Below are 14,777 nucleotides of genomic sequence, written 5' to 3'. Positions count from 1 at the left end.
CCCTGAACCCCCATAAACAAAAACGGCCCCTATATGAATAGAGGCCGTTTCCGGTGCAACGCTAAGACTTTATCGCAAGACAAATCTTATTTGCGGTCTTCCAGCTTGGTAATGTCACGCGACTCGTAGCCGGTGTACAACTGGCGCGGACGGCCAATCTTGTAAGGGCTCGAGAGCATCTCTTTCCAGTGGGAGATCCAGCCAACAGTACGTGCCAGCGCGAAAATCACAGTGAACATGCTGGTTGGAATGCCGATCGCCTTGAGGATGATCCCCGAGTAGAAGTCGACGTTCGGGTACAGCGAGCGTTCGATGAAGTACGGGTCGGTCAGCGCAATCTCTTCCAGGCGCATGGCCAGTTGGAGTTGCGGATCGTTGTTGATGCCCAGTTCCTTCAATACTTCGTCGCAGGTCTGCTTCATTACAGTCGCGCGAGGATCGCGGTTCTTGTAAACGCGGTGACCGAAGCCCATCAGCTTGAACGGGTCGTTCTTGTCCTTGGCCTTGGCGATGAACTTGTCGATGTTGGACACATCGCCAATTTCGTCCAGCATGGTCAGAACGGCTTCGTTCGCACCGCCGTGGGCAGGGCCCCACAGTGCGGCGATACCGGCGGCGATACAGGCGAACGGGTTGGCACCCGAAGAGCCCGCCAGACGCACGGTGGAGGTCGATGCGTTCTGCTCGTGGTCGGCATGGAGGATGAAGATCTTGTCCATGGCCTTGGCGAGCACCGGGCTGATCGGTTTGATCTCGCACGGGGTGTTGAACATCATGTGCAGGAAGTTTTCCGCGTACGTCAGGTCGTTGCGCGGGTACATCATGGGTTGACCCATGGAGTACTTGTAAACCATCGCTGCCAGGGTCGGCATCTTCGCAACCAGACGGATCGCGGAGATTTCGCGATGCTGCGGGTTATTGATGTCGAGGGAGTCGTGGTAGAAGGCCGAGAGGGCGCCGACTACGCCGCACATGACGGCCATCGGGTGGGCGTCGCGACGGAAACCGTTGAAGAAGGTTTTCAGCTGCTCGTGAACCATGGTGTGGTTTTTCACGGTGCTGACGAACTGGGCCTTCTGTTCTGCGGTCGGCAGTTCACCGTTGAGCAGCAGATAGCAGGTTTCCAGGTAGTCCGACTTTTCAGCCAGCTGTTCGATCGGGTAGCCGCGGTGCAACAGAATGCCGTTGTCGCCGTCGATATAGGTGATCTTCGATTCGCACGAGGCGGTCGACATGAAACCCGGGTCGAAAGTGAAGCGGCCCGTGGCCGTCAGGCCCCGAACATCAATAACATCGGGACCAACGGTGCCGGTTAAAATGGGCAGCTCGACGGGGGCTGCGCCCTCGATGATCAACTGCGCTTTTTTGTCAGCCATGTGGCCTCCTATTTATGCTTGAACCATCAGACAGACCCCCCACGCAGGGCCCGCACCACTATAGTGAGATAAATTCGAATGTCAATTTGCCTAAAGTCTTGCTCCAGAAGGCTTTAACTGCCCTTTTTCCTCGAAATTGACTGCCATTTACGCCTTTTATACGACTTGTGCAATGCGCTATTTGGGGTAGGTGATTGCGTTGTCATTAGTAGCCTAACTGTCTATACTCGGCCACCGACCGCCAAGGGCTTTTGGGCCTGCTTTATTGGGGGTCGCATCCCTGGGTGGTGGTTACCTGACCAGTGCACTCCCCAACAACTTTGCCCTGATTGTTAGGGGCTCTTCAGTGTGAAAAAAAAGCCGTGAAAAGCCAACGACCTGTAAACCTAGACCTAAGGACCATCAAACTCCCCATCACCGGCGTTACGTCGTTTCTTCACCGTGTTTCCGGCATCATCCTCTTCCTGGGCCTGGGCTTCATGCTTTATGCATTGGGCAAATCCCTGGATTCCGAGGAAGGTTTTGCCGAGGTGAAGGCATGCTTGACCAGCCCGCTGGCCAAGTTCGTAGCATGGGGCCTCCTGTCCGCTCTGCTGTATCACCTGGTAGCCGGTGTGCGCCACTTGATCATGGATATGGGCATCGGTGAGACGCTGGAAGGCGGCCGCCTGGGCTCGAAAATCATCGTCGCCATTTCCGTGGTGCTGATCGTTCTGGCAGGAGTTTGGATATGGTAACCAGCGTTACGAACCTTTCGCGTTCGGGCCTCTATGACTGGATGGCGCAACGTGTGTCTGCGGTTGTTCTCGCGGCTTATTTCATCTTCCTGATCGGATACCTTGCAGCGAATCCGGGCATTGGTTACGACCAGTGGCATGGCCTGTTCGCCCACAACGGGATGCGTATCTTCAGTCTGCTGGCCCTCGTTGCCCTTGGCGCTCACGCCTGGGTCGGCATGTGGACCATCGCGACCGACTACCTGACGCCAATGGCGCTGGGCAAGTCCGCGACCGCAGTACGTTTCCTTTTCCAGGCAGTATGCGGCGTTGCGATGTTCGCTTACTTCGTCTGGGGTGTGCAGATTCTCTGGGGTATCTGATTCATGGCTAACATTCCAACGATTTCTTTCGACGCCATCATTATTGGTGGCGGCGGTGCTGGCATGCGCGCTGCGCTGCAACTGGCACAGGGTGGTCACAAGACTGCCGTGATCACCAAGGTTTTCCCGACTCGTTCGCACACTGTATCGGCTCAGGGTGGCATCACCTGCGCGATCGCTTCTGCCGATCCGAACGATGACTGGCGCTGGCACATGTACGATACCGTCAAGGGCTCCGACTACATCGGTGACCAGGACGCTATCGAATACATGTGTCAGGAAGGCCCGGCTGCTGTTTATGAGCTGGACCACATGGGAATGCCGTTCTCGCGTACCGAACAGGGCCGCATCTACCAGCGTCCGTTCGGCGGTCAGTCGAAGGATTACGGTAAAGGCGGGCAGGCTGCCCGTACTTGCGCCGCTTCCGACCGTACCGGTCACGCACTGCTGCACACCCTTTATCAGGGCAACCTGAAAGCCGGTACCACGTTCCTGAACGAGTACTACGCTGTCGACCTGGTGAAAAACGCTCAAGGCGAGTTCGTCGGTGTGATCGCTATCTGCATCGAAACCGGTGAAACCACCTACATCCGCGCCAAGGCTACTGTTCTGGCAACCGGCGGTGCAGGTCGTATCTACGCGTCCACCACCAACGCCCTGATCAACACCGGTGACGGCGTCGGCATGGCTCTGCGTGCGGGTGTGCCGGTACAGGACATCGAAATGTGGCAGTTCCACCCAACCGGCATCGCCGGCGCCGGTGTACTGGTTACCGAAGGTTGCCGTGGTGAAGGTGGATACCTGATCAACAAGCACGGCGAGCGTTTCATGGAGCGTTATGCTCCGAACGCCAAAGACCTTGCCGGTCGTGACGTTGTTGCCCGCTCGATGGTTAAGGAAATCATCGCGGGTAACGGTTGCGGTCCGAATGGCGACCACGTGCTGCTCAAACTCGATCACCTGGGTGAAGAAGTGCTGCACAGCCGTCTGCCAGGCATCTGCGAACTGTCGAAGACTTTCGCACACGTTGACCCGGTTGTTGCTCCGGTTCCGGTTGTTCCGACTTGCCACTATATGATGGGCGGTGTTCCGACCAACATTCATGGCCAGGCGATCACCCAGAACGCTGAAGGCGTGGACGAGATCATTCATGGTCTGTTCGCCGTCGGCGAAGTGGCTTGCGTATCGGTTCATGGTGCCAACCGTCTGGGCGGCAACTCGCTGCTCGACCTGGTGGTGTTCGGCCGCGCTGCCGGCCTGCACCTCGAGAAAGCATTGACTGACGGCATCGAATACGATGACGCCACCGAAGCTGATATCGACGCTGCCCTGTCGCGCCTCAATGCACTGAACAGCCGTACCGATGGCGAAGACGTTGCTACGCTGCGTCGCGAGCTGCAAAGCTGCATGCAGAACTACTTCGGCGTATTCCGTACCGGCGAATACATGCAGAAAGGTATTGCCCAGCTGGCAGACCTGCGCACCCGTATCGCCAACGTGAAAATCAACGATAAGTCGCAGGCGTTCAACACTGCACGTATCGAAGCGCTTGAGCTGCAAAACCTGCTGGAAGTCGCTGAGGCTACTGCCATTGCGGCTGAAGTCCGTAAAGAGTCCCGCGGCGCGCACGCCCGTGAAGACTTTGAAGATCGTGATGACGAAAACTGGCTGTGCCACACCCTGTACTTCCCGGGTGACAAGCGCGTTGCCAAGCGTGCCGTGAATTTCTCGCCGAAAACTGTTCCGACTTTTGAACCTAAGATTCGGACTTATTAAGGGTGGCCGCCATGTTGCAAGTCAGCGTTTATCGTTACAACCCTGATCAGGACGCCGCGCCGTTCATGCAGGAATTCCAGGTTGATACCGGTGGTAAAGACCTGATGGTGCTGGACGTGCTGGCCCTGATCAAAGAGCAGGACGAGGGTTTCTCCTATCGTCGCTCTTGCCGTGAAGGTGTTTGCGGTTCCGACGGCATGAACATCAACGGCAAAAACGGCCTGGCGTGCATCACGCCGCTGTCCGCTGTCGTAAAAGGCAACAAGTTGATCGTTCGTCCGCTGCCAGGTTTGCCGGTTATCCGTGACCTGGTTGTCGATATGAGCATCTTCTACAAGCAATACGAGAAGGTTAAGCCATTCCTGCAGAACGACACGCCGGCTCCGGCCATCGAGCGTCTGCAGTCCCCTGAAGAGCGTGAAAAGCTCGACGGTCTGTACGAGTGCATTCTGTGCGCTTGCTGCTCGACCTCTTGCCCGTCCTTCTGGTGGAACCCGGACAAGTTCCTGGGCCCGGCCGCACTGCTGCAAGCTTATCGCTTCCTGGCAGACAGCCGTGACACCAAGACGTCCGAGCGTCTGGCTTCGCTGGATGACCCGTTCAGTGTTTTCCGCTGCCGGGGCATCATGAACTGCGTCAACGTATGTCCGAAAGGCCTGAACCCGACTAAGGCCATCGGTCACATCCGTAACATGCTGCTTTCTAGCGGCGTGTGATTCAGCTGCTGTAACCGCTGCACCGTAGAGGCTGTGGCGCGGGCTTCAACCCGCGTCATGGCTATAACCAGAGCAGCAGCCACAAGCTGCGGCTCTTATTTTGAAGAAATGAGACAAGCAGGGGCATCCGGGCTGGTACCCGGACTATCAGTGTGATCCTAAGTGGCTTGTTTTAGTCGCTGCATTCGGACTTCTGCAAGTTTGCTCGGTGTCGACATCGATGGTGTTCCCCTAACCGAGGGTGACCAAGCATGCAAGAAAGCGTGATGCAGCGCATGTGGAACAGCGCCTACCTTTCAGGTGGAAACGCTGCCTATGTGGAAGAGCTTTATGAGCTCTACCTGCACGACCCTAACGCTGTGCCAGAAGAGTGGCGCACCTACTTTCAGAAGCTGCCTGCCGACGGCGGCTCTGCCACTGATGTTTCGCACTCCACGATTCGCGATCATTTCGTGCTGCTGGCAAAGAACCAGCGCCGCGCTCAACCGGTTTCCGCCGGCAGCGTGAGCAGTGAGCACGAGAAGAAGCAAGTTGAAGTGCTGCGATTGATCCAGGCCTACCGTATGCGTGGCCACCAGGCAGCCCAGCTTGACCCGCTGGGGCTGTGGCAGCGTCCTGCACCTGCAGACCTGTCGATCAATCATTACGGCTTGACCAATGCCGATCTTGATACGACCTTCCGTGCCGGCGACCTGTTCATCGGCAAAGAGGAAGCGAGCCTACGCGAAATTCACGAAGCGTTGCAGCAGACATATTGCCGCACCATCGGCGCTGAATTCACGCACATCACCGATTCCGAGCAGCGTCACTGGTTCCAGCAGCGTCTGGAAAGCGTGCGCGGCCGTCCAACGTACTCCGCCGACATCAAGAGCCACCTGCTCGAGCGCGTCACCGCCGGCGAAGGTCTGGAAAAATACCTGGGCACCAAATACCCGGGTACCAAGCGTTTCGGTCTGGAAGGCGGCGAAAGCCTGATTCCGATGCTCGACGAGCTGATTCAACGCTCCGGTTCGTATGGCACCAAGGAAGTCGTGATCGGCATGGCCCACCGTGGCCGTCTCAACGTGCTGGTCAACACCTTCGGCAAGAACCCGCGCGAGCTGTTCGACGAGTTCGAAGGCAAGAAGAAGGTCGAGCTGGGTTCCGGTGACGTTAAATACCACCAGGGCTTCTCGTCCAACGTGATGACCACCGGTGGTGAAGTTCACCTGGCCATGGCGTTCAACCCGTCCCACCTGGAAATCGTTTCCCCGGTGGTCGAGGGTTCGGTTCGTGCCCGTCAGGATCGTCGTAACGACCCTACCGGTGAGAAGGTTCTGCCAATCTCCATCCACGGCGACGCGGCATTTGCCGGCCAGGGCGTGGTGATGGAAACCTTCCAGATGTCGCAGACCCGCGGTTTCAAGACCGGCGGTACCGTGCACATCGTGATCAACAACCAGGTTGGTTTCACCATCAGCAACCCGCTGGACTCGCGTTCCACCGAGTACGCGACCGACGTTGCGAAAATGATCCAGGCACCGATCCTCCATGTGAATGGCGATGATCCGGAAGCCGTATTGTTCGTGACTCAGCTGGCCATCGACTACCGCATGCAGTTCAAGCGTGACGTGGTGATCGACCTGGTCTGCTACCGTCGTCGCGGCCACAACGAAGCTGACGAACCAAGCGGCACCCAGCCTCTGATGTATCAGCAGATCACCAAACAGCGCACCACCCGTGAGCTGTACGCTGACAGTCTGACTCAGAGCGGTGTGCTCGACGCTGAGCGTGTTCAGGCGAAAGTCGACGAATACCGCAACGCGCTGGACAACGGTCTGCACGTAGTAAAAAGCCTGGTCAAAGAGCCGAATAAAGAGTTGTTCGTGGACTGGCGTCCGTATCTGGGCCACGCCTGGACCGCGCGTCACGACACTCGCTTCGACCTCAAGACCCTGCAGGAACTGTCCGCCAAGCTGCTGGAAATTCCGGAAGGCTTCGTGGTTCAGCGCCAGGTCTCGAAAATCTACGAAGACCGTCAGAAGATGCAAGCCGGCGGCCTGCCGATCAACTGGGGTTACGCCGAAACCATGGCGTACGCGACCCTGGCGTTCGAAGGTCACCCGATTCGCATGACCGGTCAGGACATCGGCCGCGGTACGTTCTCGCACCGTCACGCTGTTCTGCACAACCAGAAAGATGCGGGCACTTACATTCCGCTGCAGCACTTGTACGACGGTCAGCCACGTTTTGATCTGTACGACTCGTTCCTGTCGGAAGAAGCCGTTCTGGCGTTCGAATACGGTTACTCGACCACCACGCCGGATGCGCTGGTGATCTGGGAAGCCCAGTTCGGCGACTTCGCCAACGGTGCCCAAGTGGTTATCGACCAGTTCATCACCAGTGGCGAGCACAAGTGGGGCCGTCTGTGCGGTCTGACCATGCTGCTGCCGCACGGTTATGAAGGTCAGGGTCCTGAGCACTCTTCGGCTCGTCTGGAGCGTTACCTGCAATTGTGCGCCGAGCACAACATTCAGGTAGCGGTACCGACCACGCCGGCTCAGATCTACCACTTGCTGCGTCGTCAGGTGATTCGCCCGCTGCGCAAACCGTTGATCGTCCTGACTCCGAAGTCGCTGCTGCGCCACAAGCTGGCTGTCTCGACCCTGGAAGATCTGGCCGAGGGTTCGTTCCAGACCGTTATCCCGGAAATCGACGTATTGGACCCGAACAAGGTCGAGCGCGTTGTTCTGTGTAGCGGCAAGGTCTACTACGACCTGCTGGAAAAACGCCGTGCCGAAGGCCGTGAAGATATCGCCATCGTGCGTATCGAGCAGCTGTACCCATTCCCTGAGGACGACTTGATTGAAGTCCTGGCTCCGTACACCAACCTCAAACATATCGTTTGGTGTCAGGAAGAGCCGATGAACCAGGGTGCCTGGTACTGCAGTCAGCACCACATGCGCCGCATCGTTGGCAAACACGACAAATCTCTCGTACTCGAGTACGCGGGCCGTGATGCCTCTGCTGCACCTGCTTGTGGTTACGCATCGATGCACGCCGAGCAGCAGGAAAAACTGCTGCAAGCCGCGTTTACCGTTTAACGCCTTCGCGCACCTGAAACCGAATTTAAGGAACTACAGATAATGGCTATCGAGATCAAAGCCCCCACTTTCCCGGAATCGGTTGCCGATGGCACCGTTGCCACCTGGCACAAGCAACCGGGCGACGCCGTCAAGCGTGACGACCTGATCGTCGACATCGAAACTGACAAAGTCGTACTGGAAGTTCTGGCGACTGCCGACGGCGTACTGGGCGCTATCGTCAAGAACGAAGGCGACACTGTTCTGTCCGACGAAGTCCTGGGCTCCATCGAAGCGGGCGGCGCTGCTGCCGCTGCTCCGGCTGCCGCTGCTGCTCCGGCCGCTGCCCAAGCTGCTGCTGCACCTGCTGCCGGCACCGACGAAGATGCTATCGCCGCGCCTGCTGCACGCAAACTGGCTGAAGAAAACGGCATCAACCTGGCGTCCGTCAAAGGCACCGGTAAAGATGGCCGTGTAACCAAGGAAGACGTGGTTGCCGCTGTTGAAGCCAAGAAAGCTGCTCCGGCCGCCGCTCCTGCCAAGGCTGCTGCACCATCGGCTGCTGCTCCTGTGTTCGCCGCTGGCGACCGCATCGAGAAGCGCGTTCCGATGACCCGCGTTCGTGCCACAGTGGCCAAGCGTCTGGTTGAAGCTCAGTCGAACATGGCGATGCTGACCACTTTCAACGAAGTCGACATGACTGAAGTCATGGCGCTGCGTTCGAAGTACAAGGACCTGTTCGAGAAGTCGCACAACGGCGTACGTCTGGGCTTCATGTCGTTCTTCGTGAAGGCTGCTACCGAAGCGCTGAAACGCTTCCCGGCTGTCAACGCTTCGATCGACGGTGCCGACATCGTTTACCACGGCTATGCCGACGTAGGTGTTGCTGTTTCCAGCGACCGCGGTCTGGTGGTTCCGGTTCTGCGTAACGCCGAACTGATGAGCCTGGCTGAAATCGAAGGCGGCATCGCCACCTTCGGCAAGAAAGCCCGTGACGGCAAACTGTCGATGGACGAGATGACCGGTGGTACCTTCACCATCACCAACGGTGGTACCTTCGGTTCGATGATGTCGACCCCGATCGTCAACCCGCCGCAGGCAGCGATTCTGGGCATGCACAACATCATCCAGCGTCCGATGGCCATCAACGGTCAGGTCGTTATCCGTCCGATGATGTACCTGGCACTGTCCTACGATCACCGTCTGATCGATGGCAAAGAAGCTGTGACCTTCCTGGTGACCATCAAGAACCTGCTGGAAGACCCAGCTCGTCTGTTGCTGGATATCTAAAAAGCAGCTGCAAGCTTTCAGCTACAAGCCTCAAGCTCAAGGCGAGCGGGTGGGCTTGCAGCTTGAAGCTTGCGGCTTGAAGCTTTTCGCTAAAGAGGATTTTTTGAATGTCGCAGAAATTTGACGTAGTAGTGATCGGTGCTGGCCCTGGTGGCTATGTGGCTGCCATCAAGGCCGCGCAGCTGGGTCTGACCACTGCCTGCATCGAGAAGTACACCGACGCCGAAGGCAAGCAAGCCCTGGGCGGCACCTGCCTGAACGTCGGCTGCATTCCTTCCAAGGCGCTGCTCGACAGCTCCTGGAAATACAAGGAAGCGAAAGAAAGCTTCAACGTTCACGGTATCTCGACCGGCGAAGTCAAAATGGACGTTGCTGCGATGGTTGGCCGCAAGGCTGGCATCGTCAAGAACCTGACCGGCGGCGTTGCCACTCTGTTCAAGGCCAACGGCGTTACTTCGATCCAGGGCCACGGCAAACTGCTGGCCGGCAAGAAAGTCGAAGTCACCAAGCCAGACGGCTCGGTAGAAATCATCGAAGCTGAAAACGTCATCCTGGCACCAGGTTCGCGTCCGATCGACATCCCACCGGCTCCGGTTGATCAGAACGTCATCGTCGATTCGACTGGCGCACTGGAATTCCAAGCCGTACCTAAGCGTCTGGGCGTTATCGGCGCTGGCGTAATCGGTCTGGAACTGGGTTCGGTTTGGTCGCGTCTGGGTTCGCAAGTGGTTGTCCTCGAAGCACTGGACACCTTCCTGATGGCAGCGGACACCGCTGTTTCCAAGGAAGCGCTGAAAACCCTGACCAAGCAAGGTCTGGACATCAAGCTGGGCGCTCGCGTTACCGGTTCTAAAGTGAATGGCGACGAAGTCGTTGTGAACTACACCGATGCCAACGGCGAACAGACCATTACTTTCGACAAGCTGATCGTAGCCGTTGGTCGCCGTCCGGTGACCACTGATCTGCTGGCTGCCGACAGCGGTGTGACCCTGGACGAGCGCGGTTTCGTGCACGTTGACGATCACTGCGCTACCACCGTACCGGGCGTTTTCGCCATCGGTGACGTGGTTCGCGGCATGATGCTGGCTCACAAGGCTTCGGAAGAAGGCATCATGGTTGTCGAGCGCATCAAGGGCCACAAAGCCCAGATGAACTATGACCTGATCCCTTCGGTTATTTATACTCACCCGGAAATCGCGTGGGTTGGCAAAACCGAGCAGGCCTTGAAAGCTGAAGGCGTTGAAGTTAACGTCGGCACCTTCCCGTTCGCCGCTTCCGGCCGTGCCATGGCCGCCAACGATACCGGTGGTTTCGTCAAGGTCATCGCTGATGCCAAGACTGACCGCGTATTGGGCGTGCACGTAATTGGTCCGAGCGCTGCAGAACTGGTTCAGCAGGGCGCGATCGGTATGGAATTCGGCACCAGCGCTGAAGACCTGGGCATGATGGTTTTCTCCCATCCGACCCTGTCTGAAGCCTTGCACGAAGCTGCTCTGGCTGTGAATGGCGGCGCCATCCACATTGCCAACCGCAAGAAGCGTTAACAGACAATAAGAAACCACGGCGGTAACGGCCCGTCGTGAGCCTTGCGAGCAAGACTCACCGCGGAATGTCCGCTGGACGCAGTCTTGCGTAGCTCAGCTACGCAAGCAGCAGTCAAAGGTGGCGCGGCACTCATCACGAGTGCAGCGCCGAATGCGCAGTACCTAACGAAGACGGTAAAAAGCATGAATCTTCACGAGTATCAGGGTAAGCAGCTGTTCGCTGAATACGGCCTGCCAGTTTCCACTGGTTACGCAGTAGACACCCCAGAAGCAGCAGCAGAAGCTTGCGACAAAATCGGCGGCAGCGAGTGGGTTGTCAAAGCCCAGGTCCACGCCGGTGGTCGCGGTAAAGCGGGCGGCGTTAAGCTGGTTCGCAGCAAAGAAGACGCCAAAGCCTTCGCACAGCAGTGGCTGGGCAAGCGTCTGGTGACTTACCAGACTGACGCCAATGGCCAGCCAGTCACCAAGATCCTGGTTGAATCGTGCACTGATATCGCTAAAGAGCTGTACCTGGGCGCTGTCGTTGACCGTTCGAGCCGTCGCATCGTGTTCATGGCTTCCACCGAAGGTGGCGTGGACATCGAGAAAATCGCTCACGACACTCCAGAAAAAATTCTGAAAGCCACTATCGATCCACTGGTTGGCGCTCAGCCGTTCCAGGGTCGCGAGCTGGCATTCCAGTTGGGTCTGGAAGGCAAGCAGGTTGCTCAGTTCGCCAAGATCTTCGTAGGTCTGGCCAAACTGTTCAAGGATCACGACCTGGCTCTGCTGGAAGTGAACCCGCTGGTGATCAAGGCTGACGGCGATCTGCACTGCCTCGACGCCAAGATCAACATCGACGCCAACGCAATGTACCGTCAGCCTAAGCTGAAGACTTTCCACGATCCGTCGCAAGACGATCCGCGCGAAGCGCACGCTGCCAAGTTCGAACTGAACTACGTAGCGCTGGAAGGCAACATCGGCTGCATGGTCAACGGTGCTGGCCTGGCCATGGGTACCATGGACATCGTCAACCTGCATGGCGGCAAACCAGCCAACTTCCTCGACGTAGGTGGTGGTGCTACCAAGGAACGCGTAACTGAAGCGTTCAAGATCATCCTGTCCGACACCAACGTCGCTGCAGTACTGGTCAACATCTTCGGCGGTATCGTTCGTTGCGACATGATTGCCGAAGGCATCATCGGCGCTGTGAAAGAAGTCGGCGTGAAAATCCCGGTTGTTGTTCGCCTTGAAGGCAACAACGCTGAGCTGGGCGCTAAAGTACTGGCAGAAAGCGGTTTGAACATCATCGCTGCTACCAGCCTGACCGACGCTGCTCAACAAGTTGTTAAAGCTGCGGAGGGCAAATAATGAGCGTCCTGATCAATAAAGACACCAAAGTTATCTGCCAGGGTATTACCGGTTCGCAAGGTAGTTTCCACACCCAGCAAGCCATTGAATACGGCACCAAGATGGTTGGTGGCGTTACTCCTGGTAAAGGCGGCACCGAGCACCTGGGTCTGCCAGTGTTCAACACCGTGAAAGATGCTGTTGCTCAAACTGGCGCCACCGCCAGCGTGATCTACGTTCCAGCTCCTTTCTGCAAGGACTCGATCCTGGAAGCGGCTTTCGGCGGCATCAAGCTGATCGTCTGCATCACCGAAGGCATTCCTACCCTGGACATGCTGGACGCTAAAGTTAAGTGCGACGAGCTGGGCGTAGTCCTGATCGGCCCTAACTGCCCGGGCGTTATCACCCCAGGCGAATGCAAGATCGGCATCATGCCAGGTCACATTCACTTGCCAGGCAAGGTCGGTATCGTTTCGCGTTCCGGCACCCTGACCTACGAAGCTGTGAAGCAGACTACTGACGCCGGTTTCGGTCAGTCGACTTGCGTCGGCATCGGTGGTGACCCGATCCCGGGTTCGAACTTCATCGACATCCTGAAGCTGTTCCAGGAAGACCCGAAGACCGAAGCGATCGTGATGATCGGTGAGATCGGCGGTTCGGCTGAAGAAGAAGCGGCTGCCTATATCAAGGCACACGTGACCAAGCCGGTTGTTTCCTACATCGCTGGTGTGACTGCTCCTCCGGGCAAGCGCATGGGCCATGCTGGCGCAATCATCTCTGGCGGCAAAGGCACTGCAGACGAGAAGTTTGCTGCCCTGGAAGACGCAGGCGTTAAAACCGTGCGTTCGCTGGCAGACATCGGCAAGGCTTTGTCCGAGCTGACCGGTTGGGCTGTCAAGTAAGCTTCCCGCTTAGCTGACGCTTTACCAAACAAAGGCCACCTTCGGGTGGCCTTTGTCGTTTCAGAGCGGTTGCAAGCTTCAAGTTGCTAGCTACAAGACAAAAGCTTGCCGCTTGAAACTTGTAGCCTGGAGCGGCTTTTCATACATAAACGCGACACGGAAACGTCGGGTATCGGATAGTTCGCCCTCTAACAGTGCGTTTGTCAGGCAAATTCGTTAGGCTAGCAGCCATTTTTGCGTCTGCCGCCCACAAGGCATGCACCGCGCGTTACGGGTCAGTCCCATACGGATCGACAGCATTTCCCTAATCCCACAGGGCAATCCCCCTCTAAATTCCGATTCAGTAGTGTGGTATTTCCTTAATGAAAGTTTTGAAAGGTCAGGACATCCTGGCACTCGGTTTTATGACGTTTGCCCTGTTCGTTGGGGCCGGTAACATCATCTTCCCGCCTATCGTCGGTTTGCAGGCCGGACCTCACGTCTGGATGGCGGCGCTGGGCTTCTTGATCACCGCAGTCGGTTTGCCGGTAATCACCGTGGTTGCGCTGGCCAAGGTCGGTGGAGCGATGGATGCCCTGAGCAGCCCGATCGGCAAAATTGCCGGTGGTGTGCTGGCTGCCGCGTGCTACCTGGCGGTCGGCCCGCTGTTCGCTACCCCGCGTACTGCAACCGTGTCGTTCGAAGTGGGCCTGGCGCCGTTGACCGGCGAGAGCCCGTTGGCGCTGTTCCTCTACAGCTCGGTTTATTTCCTGCTGGTGTTCTTCATCTCGCTGTATCCGGGTCGTTTGCTGGATACCGTAGGGCGTTTCCTCGCGCCGCTGAAGATCATCGCGCTGGCCGTGCTGGGCATCGCTGCCTTCGCCTTGCCGGCCGGTGATATCGGTCACGGCACACCCGAATACGTGGCGGCACCGTTCTCCCAAGGTTTCATCAATGGTTACCTGACCATGGATACCCTCGGCGCATTGGTGTTCGGTATCGTCATCGTTAACGCGATTCGCTCCCGTGGCGTCGAGTCGCCAGCGCTGATCACCCGTTACGCGATCATCGCCGGGCTGATTGCCGGTGTCGGTCTGGCGCTGGTGTATGTCAGCCTGTTCCGTCTCGGTTCGGGTAGCCATGAAGTGGCTGTCGGTGCCACCAATGGTGCGGCGGTATTGCACGCTTATGTGCAACACACCTTCGGTTCGTTGGGCAGCGGTTTCCTTGCGGTGCTGATCTCGCTGGCGTGTCTGGTGACGGCGGTGGGCCTGACCTGCGCCTGCGCCGAGTATTTCAGCCGTGTGCTGCCACTGTCCTACAAGACGCTGGTGATCATTCTTGCTGTGTTCTCCCTGTTGGTGTCCAACCTGGGCCTGACGAACCTCATTGCCTTCTCGATTCCTGTGCTGACGGCGATTTACCCACCGTGCATCGTTCTGGTCGCCCTGAGTTTCTGCTCGAGCTTCTGGAACGAGCAGGTGCGCATCGTCGGCCCGGTCATGCTGGTGTCGTTCCTGTTCGGCTGCATTGACGCGCTCAAAGGCGCCGATCTGGCAGGCTGGATGCCTGGACCGCTTGCAACGCTGCCACTGAGCGAGCAGGGCCTTGCATGGCTGATCCCGTCCGTGATCACGCTGGTGTTCGCCGTGGCGATCGATAGCGCCCTGGGCAAACGTCGTAGCGCTATCGCCTGACGTTCAT

11 protein-coding genes are annotated in these 14,777 nt (G+C 57.6%); 10 read left to right on the top strand and 1 reads right to left on the bottom strand.

The window, feature by feature from the left end:
• Positions 1 to 86: 86 nt before the first annotated feature.
• A complete protein-coding gene (gene gltA / locus JJD74_RS01185; protein WP_042558288.1) occupies positions 87 to 1,376 on the bottom strand; it encodes a citrate synthase in 1,290 nt (429 codons plus the stop codon).
• A gap of 362 nt (positions 1,377 to 1,738) precedes the next feature.
• On the opposite strand from gltA, the gene sdhC reads away from it, so the two are divergent.
• From sdhC to brnQ, 10 genes are all read left to right on the top strand, one after another.
• Entirely contained in the window at positions 1,739 to 2,113 is a 375-nt protein-coding gene (sdhC, locus tag JJD74_RS01180; protein ID WP_080896000.1) for a succinate dehydrogenase, cytochrome b556 subunit, read from the top strand.
• On the top strand, positions 2,107 to 2,475 hold the full coding sequence (gene sdhD / locus JJD74_RS01175) for a succinate dehydrogenase, hydrophobic membrane anchor protein (RefSeq protein ID WP_007977503.1): 369 nt from the start codon (positions 2,107 to 2,109) through the stop codon (positions 2,473 to 2,475). The genes sdhC and sdhD overlap by 7 nt, the downstream gene beginning before the upstream one ends.
• A 3-nt stretch (positions 2,476 to 2,478) precedes the next feature.
• The gene (gene sdhA, locus JJD74_RS01170) at positions 2,479 to 4,251 is read left to right on the top strand and encodes a succinate dehydrogenase flavoprotein subunit (RefSeq protein ID WP_042558290.1); all 1,773 of its coding nucleotides are present in this window, start codon (positions 2,479 to 2,481) and stop codon (positions 4,249 to 4,251) included.
• Between the two features lie 11 nt (positions 4,252 to 4,262).
• Positions 4,263 to 4,967: a succinate dehydrogenase iron-sulfur subunit gene (locus JJD74_RS01165; RefSeq protein ID WP_007959035.1), complete on the top strand. Its 705-nt coding sequence runs from the start codon at positions 4,263 to 4,265 to the stop codon at positions 4,965 to 4,967.
• A 251-nt stretch (positions 4,968 to 5,218) separates the two neighbouring features.
• Entirely contained in the window at positions 5,219 to 8,050 is a 2,832-nt protein-coding gene (locus JJD74_RS01160) for a 2-oxoglutarate dehydrogenase E1 component (protein WP_042558291.1), read from the top strand.
• Positions 8,051 to 8,092: 42 nt separating this feature from the next.
• The gene (gene odhB / locus JJD74_RS01155; protein WP_047300303.1) at positions 8,093 to 9,319 is read left to right on the top strand and encodes a 2-oxoglutarate dehydrogenase complex dihydrolipoyllysine-residue succinyltransferase; all 1,227 of its coding nucleotides are present in this window, start codon (positions 8,093 to 8,095) and stop codon (positions 9,317 to 9,319) included.
• Positions 9,320 to 9,426: 107 nt separating this feature from the next.
• Positions 9,427 to 10,863, top strand: a complete 1,437-nt coding sequence (gene lpdA, locus JJD74_RS01150; protein WP_042558293.1) for a dihydrolipoyl dehydrogenase — start codon at positions 9,427 to 9,429, stop codon at positions 10,861 to 10,863.
• A gap of 183 nt (positions 10,864 to 11,046) precedes the next feature.
• Positions 11,047 to 12,213: an ADP-forming succinate--CoA ligase subunit beta gene (gene sucC / locus JJD74_RS01145; protein ID WP_007919879.1), complete on the top strand. Its 1,167-nt coding sequence runs from the start codon at positions 11,047 to 11,049 to the stop codon at positions 12,211 to 12,213.
• Positions 12,213 to 13,094: a succinate--CoA ligase subunit alpha gene (gene sucD / locus JJD74_RS01140; RefSeq protein WP_042558294.1), complete on the top strand. Its 882-nt coding sequence runs from the start codon at positions 12,213 to 12,215 to the stop codon at positions 13,092 to 13,094. The genes sucC and sucD overlap by 1 nt, the downstream gene beginning before the upstream one ends.
• A gap of 362 nt (positions 13,095 to 13,456) precedes the next feature.
• Positions 13,457 to 14,770: a branched-chain amino acid transport system II carrier protein gene (gene brnQ, locus JJD74_RS01135; protein WP_042558295.1), complete on the top strand. Its 1,314-nt coding sequence runs from the start codon at positions 13,457 to 13,459 to the stop codon at positions 14,768 to 14,770.
• Positions 14,771 to 14,777 lie beyond the last annotated feature (7 nt).

This window comes from Pseudomonas sp. MF6776, from assembly GCF_016613125.1.
Classification (GTDB): Bacteria; Pseudomonadota; Gammaproteobacteria; order Pseudomonadales; family Pseudomonadaceae; genus Aquipseudomonas; species Aquipseudomonas iridis.
The sequence above is the reverse complement of the archived record's forward strand: the minus strand, read 5'-3'. Positions and strand labels throughout refer to the sequence as shown.